At 73.0% G+C, this 14,466-nt stretch carries 14 protein-coding genes; 5 read left to right on the forward strand and 9 right to left on the reverse strand.

The features are described 5' to 3' along the window. Positions 1-52: 52 nt before the first annotated feature. Together ACIWVC_RS20255 and ACIWVC_RS20260 are read right to left on the reverse strand one after the other, a co-directional pair. The gene (locus ACIWVC_RS20255; RefSeq protein WP_396447551.1) at positions 53-844 is read right to left on the reverse strand and encodes an acetate uptake transporter family protein; all 792 of its coding nucleotides are present in this window, start codon (positions 842-844) and stop codon (positions 53-55) included. A gap of 236 nt (positions 845-1,080) precedes the next feature. Continuing rightward, a complete protein-coding gene (locus ACIWVC_RS20260; protein ID WP_396447552.1) occupies positions 1,081-1,494 on the reverse strand; it encodes an STAS domain-containing protein in 414 nt (137 codons plus the stop codon). Positions 1,495-1,600: 106 nt separating this feature from the next. On the opposite strand from ACIWVC_RS20260, the gene ACIWVC_RS20265 reads away from it, so the two are divergent. Next, on the forward strand, positions 1,601-1,846 hold the full coding sequence (locus ACIWVC_RS20265; RefSeq protein WP_396447553.1) for a DUF2630 family protein: 246 nt from the start codon (positions 1,601-1,603) through the stop codon (positions 1,844-1,846). A gap of 19 nt (positions 1,847-1,865) precedes the next feature. Here the strand turns inward: ACIWVC_RS20265 and ACIWVC_RS20270 are convergent, their stop codons facing one another. From ACIWVC_RS20270 to ACIWVC_RS20290, 5 genes are all read right to left on the reverse strand, one after another. Next, positions 1,866-3,524: an L-lactate permease gene (locus tag ACIWVC_RS20270; RefSeq protein WP_396447555.1), complete on the reverse strand. Its 1,659-nt coding sequence runs from the start codon at positions 3,522-3,524 to the stop codon at positions 1,866-1,868. Between the two features lie 125 nt (positions 3,525-3,649). Next, positions 3,650-5,713, reverse strand: a complete 2,064-nt coding sequence (locus ACIWVC_RS20275) for a xanthine dehydrogenase family protein molybdopterin-binding subunit (RefSeq protein ID WP_396447556.1) — start codon at positions 5,711-5,713, stop codon at positions 3,650-3,652. Beyond that, on the reverse strand, positions 5,710-6,711 hold the full coding sequence (locus tag ACIWVC_RS20280; RefSeq protein WP_396447558.1) for an FAD binding domain-containing protein: 1,002 nt from the start codon (positions 6,709-6,711) through the stop codon (positions 5,710-5,712). Before ACIWVC_RS20280 ends, ACIWVC_RS20275 begins: the two co-directional genes overlap by 4 nt. Next, positions 6,708-7,259 carry a 2Fe-2S iron-sulfur cluster-binding protein gene (locus tag ACIWVC_RS20285; protein ID WP_396447559.1) on the reverse strand — a complete coding sequence of 184 codons (552 nt, stop codon included), beginning with the start codon at positions 7,257-7,259 and terminating at the stop codon, positions 6,708-6,710. Before ACIWVC_RS20285 ends, ACIWVC_RS20280 begins: the two co-directional genes overlap by 4 nt. Before the next feature lie 83 nt (positions 7,260-7,342). Beyond that, positions 7,343-7,714, reverse strand: coding sequence for a phage holin family protein (locus ACIWVC_RS20290; protein WP_396447560.1), 372 nt, complete (start codon positions 7,712-7,714; stop codon positions 7,343-7,345). A 128-nt stretch (positions 7,715-7,842) separates the two neighbouring features. Here ACIWVC_RS20290 and ACIWVC_RS20295 point away from each other — a divergent pair, with 128 nt between their 5' ends. After that, complete coding sequence (locus tag ACIWVC_RS20295; RefSeq protein ID WP_396447561.1) at positions 7,843-10,002, forward strand: germacradienol/geosmin synthase; 2,160 nt, start codon at positions 7,843-7,845, stop codon at positions 10,000-10,002. A gap of 55 nt (positions 10,003-10,057) precedes the next feature. Here ACIWVC_RS20295 and ACIWVC_RS20300 read toward each other — a convergent pair whose 3' ends face one another. Further along, positions 10,058-10,582, reverse strand: a complete 525-nt coding sequence (locus ACIWVC_RS20300) for an NADAR family protein (RefSeq protein WP_396447562.1) — start codon at positions 10,580-10,582, stop codon at positions 10,058-10,060. Between the two features lie 203 nt (positions 10,583-10,785). On the opposite strand from ACIWVC_RS20300, the gene ACIWVC_RS20305 reads away from it, so the two are divergent. Beyond that, entirely contained in the window at positions 10,786-10,908 is a 123-nt protein-coding gene (locus ACIWVC_RS20305; RefSeq protein WP_396447563.1) for a hypothetical protein, read from the forward strand. Positions 10,909-10,975: 67 nt separating this feature from the next. Here the strand turns inward: ACIWVC_RS20305 and ACIWVC_RS20310 are convergent, their stop codons facing one another. Next, the gene (locus ACIWVC_RS20310) at positions 10,976-12,031 is read right to left on the reverse strand and encodes a LacI family DNA-binding transcriptional regulator (protein WP_396447565.1); all 1,056 of its coding nucleotides are present in this window, start codon (positions 12,029-12,031) and stop codon (positions 10,976-10,978) included. 167 nt (positions 12,032-12,198) lie between these two features. Here ACIWVC_RS20310 and ACIWVC_RS20315 point away from each other — a divergent pair, with 167 nt between their 5' ends. Both ACIWVC_RS20315 and ACIWVC_RS20320 read left to right on the forward strand, forming a co-directional pair. Then, positions 12,199-13,341, forward strand: a complete 1,143-nt coding sequence (locus ACIWVC_RS20315) for a Gfo/Idh/MocA family protein (protein WP_396447566.1) — start codon at positions 12,199-12,201, stop codon at positions 13,339-13,341. Between the two features lie 35 nt (positions 13,342-13,376). Continuing rightward, on the forward strand, positions 13,377-14,456 hold the full coding sequence (locus tag ACIWVC_RS20320; RefSeq protein ID WP_396447591.1) for a dihydrodipicolinate synthase family protein: 1,080 nt from the start codon (positions 13,377-13,379) through the stop codon (positions 14,454-14,456). The last annotated feature ends 10 nt before the right edge of the window (positions 14,457-14,466 follow it).

Raw genomic sequence — 14,466 nt, forward strand, 5'->3', positions numbered from 1 at the left:
ATGGATCGGCCCAGGATAAGGCAACGGGAATGTCAAGGCGAAACGCCGGAGATCACTGTCCGATCTTCACCCCCGGCTCTCCGTGCTTGTACTCCAGCGGCCGCACGCCGCGGCCGCCCGGGATGTTGCCGGCCACGCGGTACTTGCCGGTGGGCAGGATGGTCCGTCCGAAAGTGTTCTCCATCATCATCGCCGCCGCCGCGTACAGGGCGATGACCGCGGAGGCGACGAACAGCCAGCCGCCGACGTCCAGGCTCCAGTTGGACGGCGCCCAGAAGCCCGCCGACGTGAAGCCCGCGCCCACGGCGAGGCACGCCAGGAGCAGCGCCAGGACCATGTTCTCGCCGAGTGCGGCGAGCGCGCACAGCCCGGTGATCACCGCCAGCGGGACGAACCAGAACGCGAAGCCCTCCCGGACGGTGCCGAGGGTCGGTGCCAGCGCGGCGGGCGCCGCGCCGATGCTGACCAGCATGAACAGCGCGCCCCAGCCGAGCCAGAAGGCGCCCCACATGCCGTGCACCGCGGTGGCGAGGCCGTCGCGCGCCCGGTAGGACCACATGCCCGCCAGGAACTGCGCGAGGCCGCCGAAGAACAGCACGAACGGCCACAGGATGAGCGGGGTGCCGGCGTTGCCGTACCAGCCCGCCTGCCAGGCGCCGACCATCATGGTCGCGCCCGCGAATCCGAACAGCCCGAGGATGGACGGTGCCGCGAGGGGCTGCAGGAAGACGCGCGTCCGGTCCTCCCAAAGCGCGTGCTCGCCGGGCTCATTGGCGCCACGGCCCGGCGCCGCCGTGGCGGCGCCCTCCGCAGGCGTCCTGGGTGCGGCCTGTTCGCCGGACATCGGCGAGTCCGCACGCTCTCTTCGCCTTGCCATGAGATCCCCCTCTGGAATCGGAGAGCTGTAAAACCCGTCGTAACCGTGGTTTCTGTGGTCAAACAGGTCACCAGCGGGATACTGCGGGAACACACCGTCCCCGGCCCCATCGTTTGCCGCGCCGAGGCGCGGACATGGTGTTCCGATGACGCTCGCGCACCGGCCCTGAACCGGTCAGCAGTGCGGGGGTCAGCAGTGCGGGGTCAGCGGTGCGGGCGGCAGTGGATCGTCAGGCCGGGGGTGGCGTGCCAGCCGATCAGGCGGAAGAGCCGGTCGATATGCGGCGAGACCGTGTGCAGGACGATGAGGCGGCCGAGGTCGTGCATCTCGCGGGCCGCCACGGTGAAGACGCGCAGCCCGGCGACGTCCATGAAGGCGAGCGCGGCCATGTCGACGTGGACGTCCCCGGCGAGGCGGGTGCGGGCGTCCCGCAGCGCGGCGGCGACGGCGGGAGCGTTGGAGACGTCGATCTCGCCGGCCATCCGGAGCCACGGCGAGCCGGACGCGGCGGCGATGTTCAGCAGCGCGGTGTCCAGCTCGACGATGTCGTAGCGCGGAGCCGCGCGCTCCCCCGAGCCGGGAGCGCCCTCCCCGCCGCTGATCCGCCAGATCGTCATGTCACGCGCACCTCGCCCTTGGACGGGGGCGCCGCTGTCCCGGGCGGCCCCGTATATGTCAGGCTCTCACCTGTCGGCATCCTATGGACCCCACCGGGCGGATTTCATGGACGAGAAGGCGATTCTGGACCGGATCAACGAGTTCATCGAGGAGGAGCACGCACTGCGGCAGGCGCACGAACGCGCCGAGACGACCGACGGCGAGGCCCGGGACCGGCTGCGCCGGCTCGAGGTGGCGCTCGACCAGTGCTGGGACCTGCTGAGGCAGCGCCGGGCCCGGCTGGCGGCGGGACAGAACCCGGACGACGCCGAGGTCCGTCCCGCCGGTGAGGTGGAGGGCTACCTGCAGTAGCCCCCGCCGGTCCCGCCGGTCACGGGACCATCCAGCCGAGCACGCCGGTGGACTGCAGGCCCGACAGCAGGCACATCCCGGCGAGGAACAGCAGGCTCCACAGGACGACGCGGCGGAAGATGTCGCCCTCGCGGCCGTCCAGCCCCACGGCGGCGGCCGCGATGGCGAGGTTCTGCGGCGACACCATCTTGCCGAGCACGCCGCCGGAGCTGTTCGTGGCGGCCATCAGCACGGTCGAGAGGTCGGCCTTGTCCGCGGCGGTGACCTGCAGGGCGCCGAACAGCGAGTTGGACGAGGTGTCCGACCCGGTCACGGCGGTGCCGAGCCAGCCGAGGATCGGGGACAGCACGGCGAACACGCCGCCCGCGCCGGCCATCCAGGTGCCGAGCGTGACCGTCTGCCCGGACGCGTTCATCACGAACGCGAGGGCGAGGACGGCCATCACCGTGATGATCGCCCACTTGAGCTGGACGAGGGTCGTCCAGTAGGCGCGCAGGGCCTTGCCGAAGCCGACGCCGAGCACGGCCATGGTGATCAGCCCGGCGACGAGCATCTGCGTGCCGGGGGTGGTCAGGTAGTTGAAGTTGAACGTCGGCAGGCCGAGCGGCTTGCCGGCCGGGTCGGTGAGGTCGAGGCCGGGCCAGGAGAACGTGCGCGTGGCCTTGTCCAGCTGCTCCTTGACCTGGTCGATCTGGCAGATGACGAACACCGCGATGATGATCGCGTAGGGGGCGTAGGCGCGGGCGATCTCGGCGCGCGAGTCGCGCTCGCCGCCGTCCTCGCCGCCGTCCTCCACGCGGGCGGCGAACTCCGGCGTGGGCTCGTCGACGGAGCCGCCCGCGACCGGCGCGGGGCGGGCGAGCGCCCGCTGCGGCCGCAGCCGGACGACGAGGACGACCGCGGCGGCCGAGACGAGGGAGGCGACGACGTCGGCGAGCGGCACCGAGATGAAGTTCGCGGTGACGTACTGCGCGATGCCGAACGCGAAGCCGCAGAACAGGGCGGTGGGCCAGGTCTCGCGGAGGCCGCGCCTGCCGTCCACGATGAAGACGAGGACGAGCGGGACGAACAGCGCGAGGATCGGCGTCTGCCGGCCGACCATGGCGCCGAGCGTGTCGCTGGACTCGCCGGTGACCTTGCCGAGGGTGAGGATCGGCGTCGCCATCGCCCCGAACGCGACCGGGGCGGTGTTCGCGGTGAGCGCGAGGACGGCGGCCTTGAGCGGCTGGAAGCCGAGCGCGATGAGCATGACGGACGTGACGGCCACCGGCGTGCCGAAGCCCGCGAGGGCCTCCAGCAGCGCGCCGAACGAGAACGCGATCAGCACGGCCTGGAGCCGGCTGTCGTCGCTGACCTGGGCGAACGACCGGCGGAGCACGTCGAAGTGGCCGGTGGTGACGGTGATGTTGTAGACCCAGAGCGCGTTGATGACGATCCACAGGATCGGGTAGAAGCCGAACGCGGCGCCTTCGGTGCCGGCCAGGAACGCCTGCCCGGCGGGCATGCCGTACGCCCAGATCGCGACGGCCAGCGAGACGGCCAGGGCGATCAGGGACGCCAGCCACGCGCGCATGCGCAGGCCGCCCAGCAGGACGAACAGCACGGCGAGCGGCAGCGCGGCGACGAGTGAACTCCAGCCGAGCGAGTCGGCGATGGGATCGAGGACCTGCTGGTACACGGCGATCACCTCGCGGGTAGGGAGCGCCCCCGAGCACGTGATCAATACCCATCCGCGTGACGCCCATCACCTTGATAGTGAACTTTTCAATCAGTCATCTCCGGCTCCACACTGGGCTGCACCGGTCACAGGTGCGGGAGGAGCTTCGCCGGGGTGATGGGCAGGTCGCGGACGCGCACCCCGCACGCGTGCGCGACGGCGTTGCCGACGGCCGCGGCGGCGCCCACGATGCCGATCTCGCCGATGCCCTTCGAGCCCATCGGGTTCAGGTGCGGGTCGGACTCCTCCACCCAGACCGCGTCGATGTCGCGCACGTCGGCGCAGGACGGGACGTGGTACTGGGCGAGGTCGCGGTTGAGGTAGTCGCCGAACCGCTCGTCCATGACGCTCTCCTCCATCAGCGCCATGCCGATGCCCATGGTCATGCCGCCGATGAACTGGGAGCGGGCCGTGACCGGGTTGATGATCCGGCCGACGGCGAACACGCCGAGCATGCGGGAGACGCGGACCTCGCCGGTGTCCATGTCGACCTCGGCCTCGGCGAAGTGGGCGCCGAAGCCGTGCCGGGCGTACTCCTCCTCCGCCTCTAGCTCGCCGGTGGTGTCCGCCGACGCCTCGATCCCCTCCGGCGGGACGGCGCCCGCGCCGTTCAGGCGTGCGAGCAGCGCCTCGCAGGCCCGCACGACGGCGGTCCCCCAGCTGGCCGTCCCGCTGGACCCGCCCGCTACGGACGCCCTCGGGAAGGAGCTGTCGCCGACCTCCATCCGCACCCGGCCGAGGTCGGCCTTGAGCGTCTCGGCGGCGATCAGCGCGAGCGCCGTGCGGGCGCCGGTGCCGATGTCGGACGCGGCGATCCGCACCGTGAACGTGCCGTCCGGCTCGGCCCGCGCCGCCGCCCGGCCGGGGTTGCGGCGGGCCGGGTAGGTGGCGGCGGCGACGCCCGTCCCGAGCAGCCTGCGGCCGGCGCGCCGCGTCCCCGGCACCGGGTCGCGGCCGGCCCAGCCGAACCGGGCGGCGCCCTCCTCCAGGCAGGCGACGAGGTTGCGGGAGCTGAACGGCAGCCCGCTCTCGGGCTCCCGGTCCGCGTCGTTGCGGACGCGCAGCTCGACGGGGTCGATGCCGGCGGCGACGGCCAGTTCGTCCATCGCCGATTCGAGCGCGTACATGCCGGGCGTCTCGCCGGGCGCCCGCATCCACGACGGCGTCGGGACGTCCAGCCGGACGACCCGGTGCGTCGTGCGGCGGTTCGCGGCCCGGTACATGACCCGGGTCGGCGCGGCGGTCTGCTCGGCGAACTCGCGGACCGTGGAGGTCTGCTCGACCACGTCGTGCATGATCGCGGTGAGCCGGCCGTCGGCGTCGGCGCCGAGCCGCATCCGCTGGATGGTCGGGGTGCGGTACCCGGTCGTCGCGAACATCTGCCGACGCGGCACGGCGAACTTGACCGGCCGTCCCACCTCGCGCGCCGCCATCGCCGCCAGGACGGCGTTGGGCCGGGGCGTGCCCTTGGCCCCGAACCCGCCGCCGACGTGCGTGGACACCACCCGCACCTGGCCGGTGTCCAGGCCGAGGACGCGGGCGAGGGTCCGCTGGTGGCTTGACGGCCCCTGGGTGGACTCGTAGAGCGTGAGGGATCCGTCCTCGTTCCACTGGGCGGCGGTGGTGTGCGGCTCCATGGGGTTGTTGTGCTCCGCCGGGGTCGTGTAGGTGACGTCCACCCGCACGTGCGCGGCGCCGAAGGCCCCGTCGGGGTCGCCGAACTCGGTGTCGGCGGGGAGGCCGGCGTTGACCTGCTCGGGCTTGTAGAGGCCGGGGTGGTCCGGGCGGAGCCGGACGTCCGGGTCCTCCGCCGCGTACTCGACGCGGACGAGCCGCGCCGCCTCCTGCGCCGTCTCGAGCGTCTCGGCGACCGCGGCCGCGACGAACTGGCCCCGGTAGGAGACCGTCCGCGACTGGAAGACGGCCAGCTCGCCATCGGAGCGGTCCGCGAGCCGGGGCGCGTTCTCGCAGGACAGCACGGCGAGCACGCCCGGAAGCCGGCGCGCCGCCGCGGTGTCCACGGACGCGATCTCGCCGCGCCCGGCGTCCGCCTGCACGGCCGACAGGTACGCGGCGTCCCGCAGCGGGTACTCGTGGGCGTACCGCGCCGCCCCGGTGACCTTCTCGCGGCTCTCCAGCCGTTTCGTCATGCCCCCTCCTCCGCCTCGGCCGCCAGCTCGGTCAGCGTCCGCACGACCAGGTTGCGCGCGAGCGGCACCTTGTATCCGTTGTCGCGCAGCGGCTCGGCGGCCGCCAGCTCCGCGTCGGCGGCGCGGGCGAACGCCTCCCCGGTCGCGGCGGCGCCGCGCAGCGCGTCCTCGGCGGCGCGGGCCCGCCACGGCCGGTGGGCGACGCCGCCGAGCGCGAGCCGGGCGTCCTGGACCACGCCGCCGCGCACGTCCAGCGCCGCCGCCACCGAGACCAGCGCGAACGCGAACGACGCCCGCTCGCGCACCTTGCGGTACGCCGCCGGCATGCGCAGCGGCGGCACGGCGACCCCGATGATCAGGTCGCCGCGGTCGAGCGTGGTGTCGCGCCGGGGATCGCCGCCGGGCAGCCGGTAGAGGTCGTCCAGCATGATCGTCCGTTCCCCGCCGCGGCCGCGGACGCGGACCGAGGCGTCCAGCGCCGCGAGCGCCACCGCCATGTCGGACGGGTGGGTCGCGACGCACGCGGACGAGTGCCCGAGGATCGCCAGGTTTCGGTGCTCGCCGTCGCGCGCCGGGCAGCCGCTTCCCGGGTCCCGCTTGTTGCAGGGCTTGGACGCGTCCTGGAAGTAGGGGCAGCGGGTGCGCTGCAGCAGGTTGCCGCCGACCGTCGCGAGGTTGCGGAGCTGGCCGGACGCCCCCGACAGGACGGCCCTCGCCAGCATCGGGAACTCCGCGCGCACCGTCCGGTCGGCGGCGAGGGCGCTGTTGGTGACGGCGGCGCCGACGATTAGCGTCCCGTCCGGGTCCCGCTCGATCCGGTCGTAGGGCAGGCGGGTCACGTCGACGAGCTTCGAGGGCTGCTCCACCCCGAGCCGCATCAGGTCCACGAGGTTCGTCCCGCCGCCGAGGTAGCGCGCGTCGTCGCCGTCCCGGGCCGCCGCGTGCTCGGCCATCGCGTCCTCGGCCGTCGCCGCCCGCGCGTATGCGAAGGGCCTCATGCCCGCGCTCCTTCCCGGGCCGCCCCGTCCGGCTCGCCGGCCGCCTCGCGCAGCGCGGCGACGATCCCGGTGTAGGCGCCGCAGCGGCACAGGTTGCCGCTCATCCGCTCGCGGATCTCGGCGTCGTCCAGGGGAGGTTCGGCGGCCATGTCCCCGGTGACGGCGCTCGGCCAGCCGCGGGCGGCCTCGTCCAGCACGGCGGTGGCGGAGCACAGCTGGCCGGGCGTGCAGTATCCGCACTGGAAGGCGTCGTTCTCGACGAAGGCCCGCTGGACGGGGCTGAGCCGCCCGTCCCGCGCGAGGCCCTCGACCGTGGTGATCTCGGCGCCGTCGTGGGCGACGGCCAGCGCGAGGCACGCGTTCGCGCGGCGCCCGCCGAGCAGGACGGTGCACGCGCCGCACTGGCCGTGGTCGCAGCCCTTCTTGGAGCCCGTCAGGCCGAGGTCCTCGCGCAGGACGTCCAGCAGGGACGCGCGGGTGTCGACGCTCAGCCGGTGCTCGTCGCCGTTCACGTGCACCGTGATGTCGGCGTGGATAGGCATGTCCATGCCGCGCCCCTACCCCGATGCGGCGAGGTGAGTCAGCGGCGGCGGGGGCGCGGCCGGAGCGCGCCGGACGGCACCGGACCCGGTCAGACCGAGTCGGAGAGTATCTCCACGACCTGGCGCGCCGTGTCGGTCGGCAGCGGCGCCGGCAGCCCCTTCCACTTGCGGGACGCGGCCACCGCCGCGGCGCCCGCCCCGCCGCCGTAGACGGCGGCCGCGACGAAGGACGCCAGCTCGGGCGGCAGCTTCTTCTCCAGCAGCAGCACGTTCATCCGGTACGTGGCGGCGGTCGCGAGGACCCCGAAGGCCCCGGCGATCGCGCCCAGCCGCAGCGCCGGGACGCGCTGCCGGGCCTTCTCCAGCATCTCCTGCTGCGCGGCGTCGACCACCCGCCGGGCGAGCAGGAGGTTCTGCTCCAGCGAGTCGCCGACCTCCGCGGGTTCGCTCGACTCCGTCATGACCTCCGGCTTACCCCCCGGCGGGCAAAGCATTCCGGAGAGGAAGTTATCACCCTTCGTAACTTTGCGAGTGCTGTAAGTTGCCGAGCGGATCCCGTCCCGTTCGGAGCCGACAGAGAGGCCGGTCGATGCAACCGTTCGAGCTGCCCGACTTCTACGTGCCGTACCCCGCCCGGCTGAACCCGCATCTGGAGGGCGCGCGGACGCACACCATGGCGTGGGCGCGCGAGATGAAGATGCTGGACGACGACCGGGACCCCGGCACCCCCGACATCTGGGACGAGGCGGCGCTCGCGGCGATGGACTACGCGCTCCTCTGCGCGTACACGCACCCCGACTGCGACGGGCCGGAACTCGACCTCGTCACCGACTGGTACGTCTGGGTGTTCTACTTCGACGACCACTTCCTGGAGGTCTTCAAGAAGCCCCGCGACCAGGACGGCGCCCGCGCCTACCTCGACCGGCTGCCGCTGTTCATGTCGCTCGACCCGCCGGAGCCGGTGAACGCCGTCGAGCGCGGCCTCGCCGACCTCTGGGGCCGGACCGTCCCGGCCAAGTCCGGCGCCTGGCGCGACCGCTTCTCCGTCAGCACCCTGAACCTGCTGCGCGAGTCGCTGTGGGAGCTGTCGAACATCAGCAGCGGGCGGCTGCCGAACCCGGTCGAGTACATCGAGATGCGGCGCAAGGTCGGCGGCGCGCCCTGGTCGGCCGACCTGGCGGAGCACGCCGCCGGCGTGGAGATCCCCGAGCGGGTGGTGGGCACGCGGCCGCTGCGCGTCCTCAAGGACACCTTCGCGGACGGCGTGCACCTGCGGAACGACATCTTCTCCTACCAGCGGGAGACCGAGTCCGAGGGCGAGGTGAACAACTGCGTCCTGGTGATGGAGCACTTCCTGAAGGTGGGGCCGCAGGCCGCCGCCGACACGGTCAACGACCTGCTGACCTCGCGGCTGCGGCAGTTCGAGAACACCGCCCTCACCGAACTGCCGCACGTCTTCGCCGACCACGCGCTCGACCCGTCCGAGCAGGCGAGCGTCGCGGCCTATGTGAAGGCCCTGCAGGACTGGCAGTCCGGCGGCCACGAGTGGCACATGCGGTCCAGCCGCTACATGAACGAGAAGTCGCTCGGGATGTCGGCCGCGCGCGTCCCGGCGCTGCTGAGGTCGGCGCGGATCAGCCGCCCGCACGTCCCGTTCCAGAAGGTGGGGCCGACGCCGCTGCCGGAGTTCGACATCCCGTACCCGCCGCGCGTCAACCCGCACCGCGACCGCGCCGGCCGCAACGTCGTCCTGTGGGCCCGCGAGATGGGCATGTTCTCCCCGCATCCCCGCACGCCCGTGCCGGTGTGGAGCGCCGAGCGGCTCACCGGGATGGCGCTGGAGATCTGCGCCGCCTCCCTCGACCCGGACGCGAGCCCGGAGGCCCTCGACCTCGCCACCCAGTGGCTGGCGTTCGGCACCTTCGGCGACGACTACTTCCCCGCCGTGTTCAACCGCGACCGCGACATGGCGGGCGCGAAGGTCTTCAACGCCCGCATCCCGTCCTTCATGCCGCTGGACTGCGGCGCCACTCCCCCGCCGGAGAACCCCTTCGAGGCCGCGCTGGCCGACCTGTGGCCGCGCACCGCACTGCCCATGGACGACCGGGGCCGCCGCGAGTTCCGCGCGTCCGTCGAGCACATGGTCGAGAGCTGGCTCTGGGAGCTGAACAACCACCTCCAGTCGCGCGTCCCCGACCCCGTCGACTACATCGAGATGCGGCGCCACACGTTCGGCTCCGAGATGACGATGAGCCTCTCCCGGATCGAGCACTCCCACGAGGTCCCCGCGGAGGTCTTCGCGACCCGCACCCTGCGCGAGATCGACGCGTCCGCGATGGACGTCGCCTGCCTCCTGAACGACTGCTTCTCCTACCAGAAGGAGATCGAGTACGAGGGCGAGCTGAACAACGGCGTCCTCGCCATCGAGAACTTCTTCGGCTGCGGCCGCGACGAGGCGCTGCCCATCGTGAACGACCTCATCACGTCCCGGCGCCGCCAGTTCGAGCACCTGGCCACCCGGGAGCTGCCCGCCCTGGCCGGCGAACTCGGCCTGGACGACACCGCCCGCGCCTCCCTGGCCGCCTACGTCGACGAACTCCGCGACTGGATGGCCGGCATCCTCAAATGGCACCGCGAATCCGACCGCTACGACGAGCGCCGCCCGCTCATCCCCAAACCGACCGGCCTGGGCACGTCCGCCATCTACCTCTTCACCCGCGCCGGCTCGCGCGACCCGGCCACCCCCTGACCACCGGCTCCGCCCGCGCCCGGCGACGCGGCGCCCAGATGCGGAAGGCGAGTGGTCAGCGGAGGGCGCCGCGGACGGTCATCAGGGTGAAGCCCAGCAGGTTCTCGCCCTGCCATGACGCGACCCGTCCGGCGCGGGGGTCGTCGGCGGCGAGGCCGATGCCCCAGACGCGGTCCAGGGGGCTCGCCTCGACGAGGACGCGGTCGCCGGTGCCGAGGAGGTAGTCGCGGAGTTCTTTGTTTTGGCCGAACTTCGCCTCGTTGCCCCTTGTGACAATCGCCACACGGTTGTCGCGCCACCTTTGCTCGTCGAAGTTCCGGACGCGGCGGCCGAGGTCTTTGGCGCGGCGGGGATCGGCGGCGGCGATGATGGCGGCCGCCGTTTCCTCGTCGCCGAAGAGGCGGGCTTTCCCGGCCATCATGTAGTGCTCGGCGGTCGCATAGGCCGTGCCGTCGACGGTGAAGGGGGACGGCCACCACTGGCTGAGGTAGCCGGGGCCGGGGGTCCGGTGACCCCAGAAGAACAGGAACTTCAGGCGGGCCCCGGCGTCCTGCAGGCGGATCAGTTCGGCTGCGTCCATGGAAGAGAAGGGTGGCAGGCGGGCGCCGCCGGGGCCACCGGGTTTCCCCGCACGGGAATGAATGATCCATTAGCGGTGTTAACGGTCGCGTCGCGTCCCATCGGGGGAGGGACGCGGTCTAGACCATTTTGCGAAAGCGGCCTCGCGGCCGAGAACATCGGGTAATTGGGCCACGGCTCGAACTTGGGAGGACAGCAGCAACAATGGACAACGCCCTGGCGAACCCCCGACGCACCAAGATCGACTCCTGGCCGGAGCGGCCCGCGGACGCCGAAGCCGAGCGTCCCGCGGAGGCCGACGCCACGGAGGATCTCGCCGCGCGCTGACCCAGCGGCACATAGGCGGCACATAGATCGAGACCCGTCCGGACCATCCGGGCGGGTTCTTCGCGTTTCAGCGGGGCGGGGCCGTGCTGGCGCGCAGGACCACCTCGCCGGCGACGCGCTCGATGCGGCTGCGGCGGGGGGACGGCTCGCGCATCGCCAGGCCCATGACGCGCTCCCCCATCTCGTTCAGCGGCAGCGCGACGGTGGTGAGCGGCGGCGTCAGGTCGCGGACGATCGGGATGTCGTCGAAGCCCGCGAGGGAGACGTCGTCCGGCACGGCGACGCCGTTGTCGCGGAACGCGGCCAGGGCGCCGATCGCCATCACGTCGGTGACGGCGAACACGCAGGTCGGGCGGGTGGGGCGGCGCAGCAGCTCGGTCGCCGCCGCGTAGCCGCCATCGCGGGTGAACGCCGCCTCGACGACGTGCTCCGGCGGGATGCGGACGCCCGCGTCGGCGAGCGCGTCGGTGAAGCCGCCGAGCCGGTCGGACACGGTGGTCAGCGCGAGCGGGCCGGTCAGCACGCCGAAGTCGCGGTGGCCGAGGTCGAGCAGCGCGCGGGCCAGCGCGGCGGCGCCCTCCCGGTTCTGCGGCAGGACCGCGTCCACCTTGAGGCTGCGGTGCCGGCTGAGGACCGCGACGCGGCCGCCGGTGCGCTGGTAGGGGTCCAGCTCGGCGGCCATCGAGCGCTCCCAGCCGCGGTCCTCGAAGCCGGAGCCGATGAGCAGGATCGCACGGGCCCGCTGGGCGCGCAGCATCGCCACGTACTCGATCTCGCGGGCCGGGTCGCGGAACGTGCTGGCGAGCATCACGAGCATCCCGTGCTCGGCGGCGGCGCTCATCACGCCGCGGGCGACGCCGGCGAAGTAGGGGTCGCTGACGTCGTGGCAGATGACCCCGACCGACGTGCTGGACGAGCCGGCGAGCGCCTGCGCGTGCGCGTTCGGGGTGTAGCTGAGCCGACCCGCCGACGCGAGCACCCGTTCCCGCAGGTCGGCGCGGACCTGCGAGGTCCCGTTCAGGACGCGGGACGCGGTGGCGAGCGAGACGCCGGCATCGCGGGCGACGTCCTGCAGCGTCACGTAGGCGCGGTCCGCGCGCCGCTCCTCGGCCGCTTCGGTCATCGCACTCCCTCGTCCGGCGCGGCGGGTTCCCGGCGGACTCCCTCTTGACCGCACCGTGCGCCGCTCTTACGGTACCTCAGAAAGCGCTTTCTGAACGCGCTTTCCCAGCACCCGGTCCGGAACGGCCGCCGGGGGCGCGCATCGACGGCAGTTTGGGGAGGAACGGGATGGCACGCAGGTCCGTCGGGATCGTCATGAACGGCGTCACCGGACGCATGGGGTACCGCCAGCATCTCCTCCGCTCGATCCTCGCGATCCGCGAGCAGGGCGGGGTGCGCACGGCCGACGGCACCGTGCTGTGGCCGGAGCCGGTGCTGGTCGGGCGCAGCGAGGCCAAGCTGCGCGGCCTCGCCGAGCGGCACGGGCTCACCGCCTGGACGACCGACCTGGCCGAGGCGCTCGCGCGCCCGGAGACCGACGTCTACTTCGACGCGCAGGTCACCGGCGCGCGGGCGGACGCGATCCGCGCGGCGATCGCGGCGGGCAAGCACGTCTACACCGAGAAGCCGCTCGCCGGCGACCTGGAGACCGCGCTGGCGCTGGCCCGGCTCGCGGACGAGGCGGGCATCAGGCACGGCGTCGTCCAGGACAAGCTGTTCCTGCCGGGCCTGCTCAAGCTGAAGCGGCTCATCGACGGCGGCTTCTTCGGCCGCGTCCTGTCGGTGCGCGGCGAGTTCGGCTACTGGGTGTTCGAGGGCGACTGGCAGGAGGCGCAGCGGCCGAGCTGGAACTACCGGGCGGAGGACGGCGGCGGCATCATCCTCGACATGTTCTGCCACTGGCGGTACGTGCTGGACGCGATCGCGCCGGTGCGGTCGGTGCAGGCGCTCGGGGCGACGCACATCCCCGAGCGGGTGGACGAGGACGGCAAGCCGTACGAGGCGACGGCGGACGACGCCGCCTACGGGATCTTCGAGCTGGACGGCGGGATCGTCGCGCAGATCAACTCGTCCTGGGCGACCCGGGTGTTCCGCGACGAGCTGGTGGAGTTCCAGGTGGACGGGACGGAGGGCTCGGCGGTCGCCGGGCTGCGGCGCTGCCGCGTCCAGCACCGGTCGATGACGCCGAAACCGGTGTGGAACCCCGACCTGCCCGCCACCGAGGACTTCCGCTCGCAGTGGCAGGAGATCCCCGACAACGCCGAGTTCGACAACGGGTTCAAGGCGCAGTGGGAGATGTTCCTGCGGCACGTCGCCAATGATTCCCCCTTCCCGTGGGACTTCTACGCGGGGGCGCGCGGCGTGCAGCTCGCCGAGCTGGGGCTGCGGGCCTGGCGCGAGGGCCGCCGGCTGGAGGTCCCGGAGCTGTGAAGATCGAACTTCCGGGCCTGGCGGCGCCGCACGTCATGGGCGAGCCGCGCGCGTACGCGCCGCCGCCGGGGCCCAGCACGTCGCGGGCCGCCTACGCCGCCGCGCACGTCGTGGCCGGCGGCGACTCGCTCGACTGGGACGCGACGCTGGCCTTCCGCCGGCACCTGTGGTCGTACGGGCTCGGCGTCGCCGAGGCGATGGACACCGCGCAGCGCGGCATGGGACTGGACTGGGCGACGACCCGCGAGCTCATCGTGCGGAGCGGCCGGGAAGCGCTTTCAACCGGCGGCCGGATCGTCTGCGGCGCCGGCACCGACCAGCTCCCGCCGGGCCCCGCCTCGCTCGGCGCCATCACCGCCGCCTACGAGGAGCAGCTCGCGGTGATCGACTCGGTCGGCGCCGTCCCGGTCCTGATGGCGAGCCGCCACCTCGCCGCCGCCGCGCGCGGCCCGGACGACTACGCGGCGGTGTACGGGCGGCTGCTGGCGCAGGCCGGGCGGCCCGTCGTCCTGCACTGGCTGGGGCCGATGTTCGACCCGGCGCTGGACGGCTACTGGGGCTCCCCCGACCTCGACGCGGCCGCCGACGCGCTCCTCGCGCTCATCGGCGACCACGCGTCCCGCGTCGACGGCGTGAAGATCTCACTGCTGGACGCCGACCGCGAGATCGCGTTCCGGCGCCGCCTCCCGCCCGGCGTCCGCCTCTACACCGGCGACGACTTCAACTACCCGGAGCTGATCAGGGGCGACGACGCCGGGCACAGCGATGCGCTGCTCGGCGTCTTCGACCCCATCGCGCCCGCCGCCGCGGCGGCGCTGCGCGCGCTGGACTGCGGCGACCTCTCGTCCTACGAGGAGATATTCGCCCCGACGGTGCCGCTCTCCCGCCACCTGTTCGAGGCGCCCACCTACTACTACAAGACCGGTGTGGTCTTCCTCGCCTGGCTGGCCGGCCACCAGCGGCACTTCCGCATGGTCGGCGGGCTGGAGACCGCGCGTTCCGTCCCGCACATGGTGCGCCTGTTCCGGCTCGCCGACGCCGCCGGCCTCTTCCCCGACCCGGCGCTCGCGGCGCACCGGATGCGCGCCTGGCTGACCGTCCAAGGAGCCGTGTGATGGGGAGCCG

This window comes from Actinomadura sp., assembly GCF_044508335.1.
Taxonomy (GTDB): Bacteria; Actinomycetota; Actinomycetes; order Streptosporangiales; family Streptosporangiaceae; genus Spirillospora.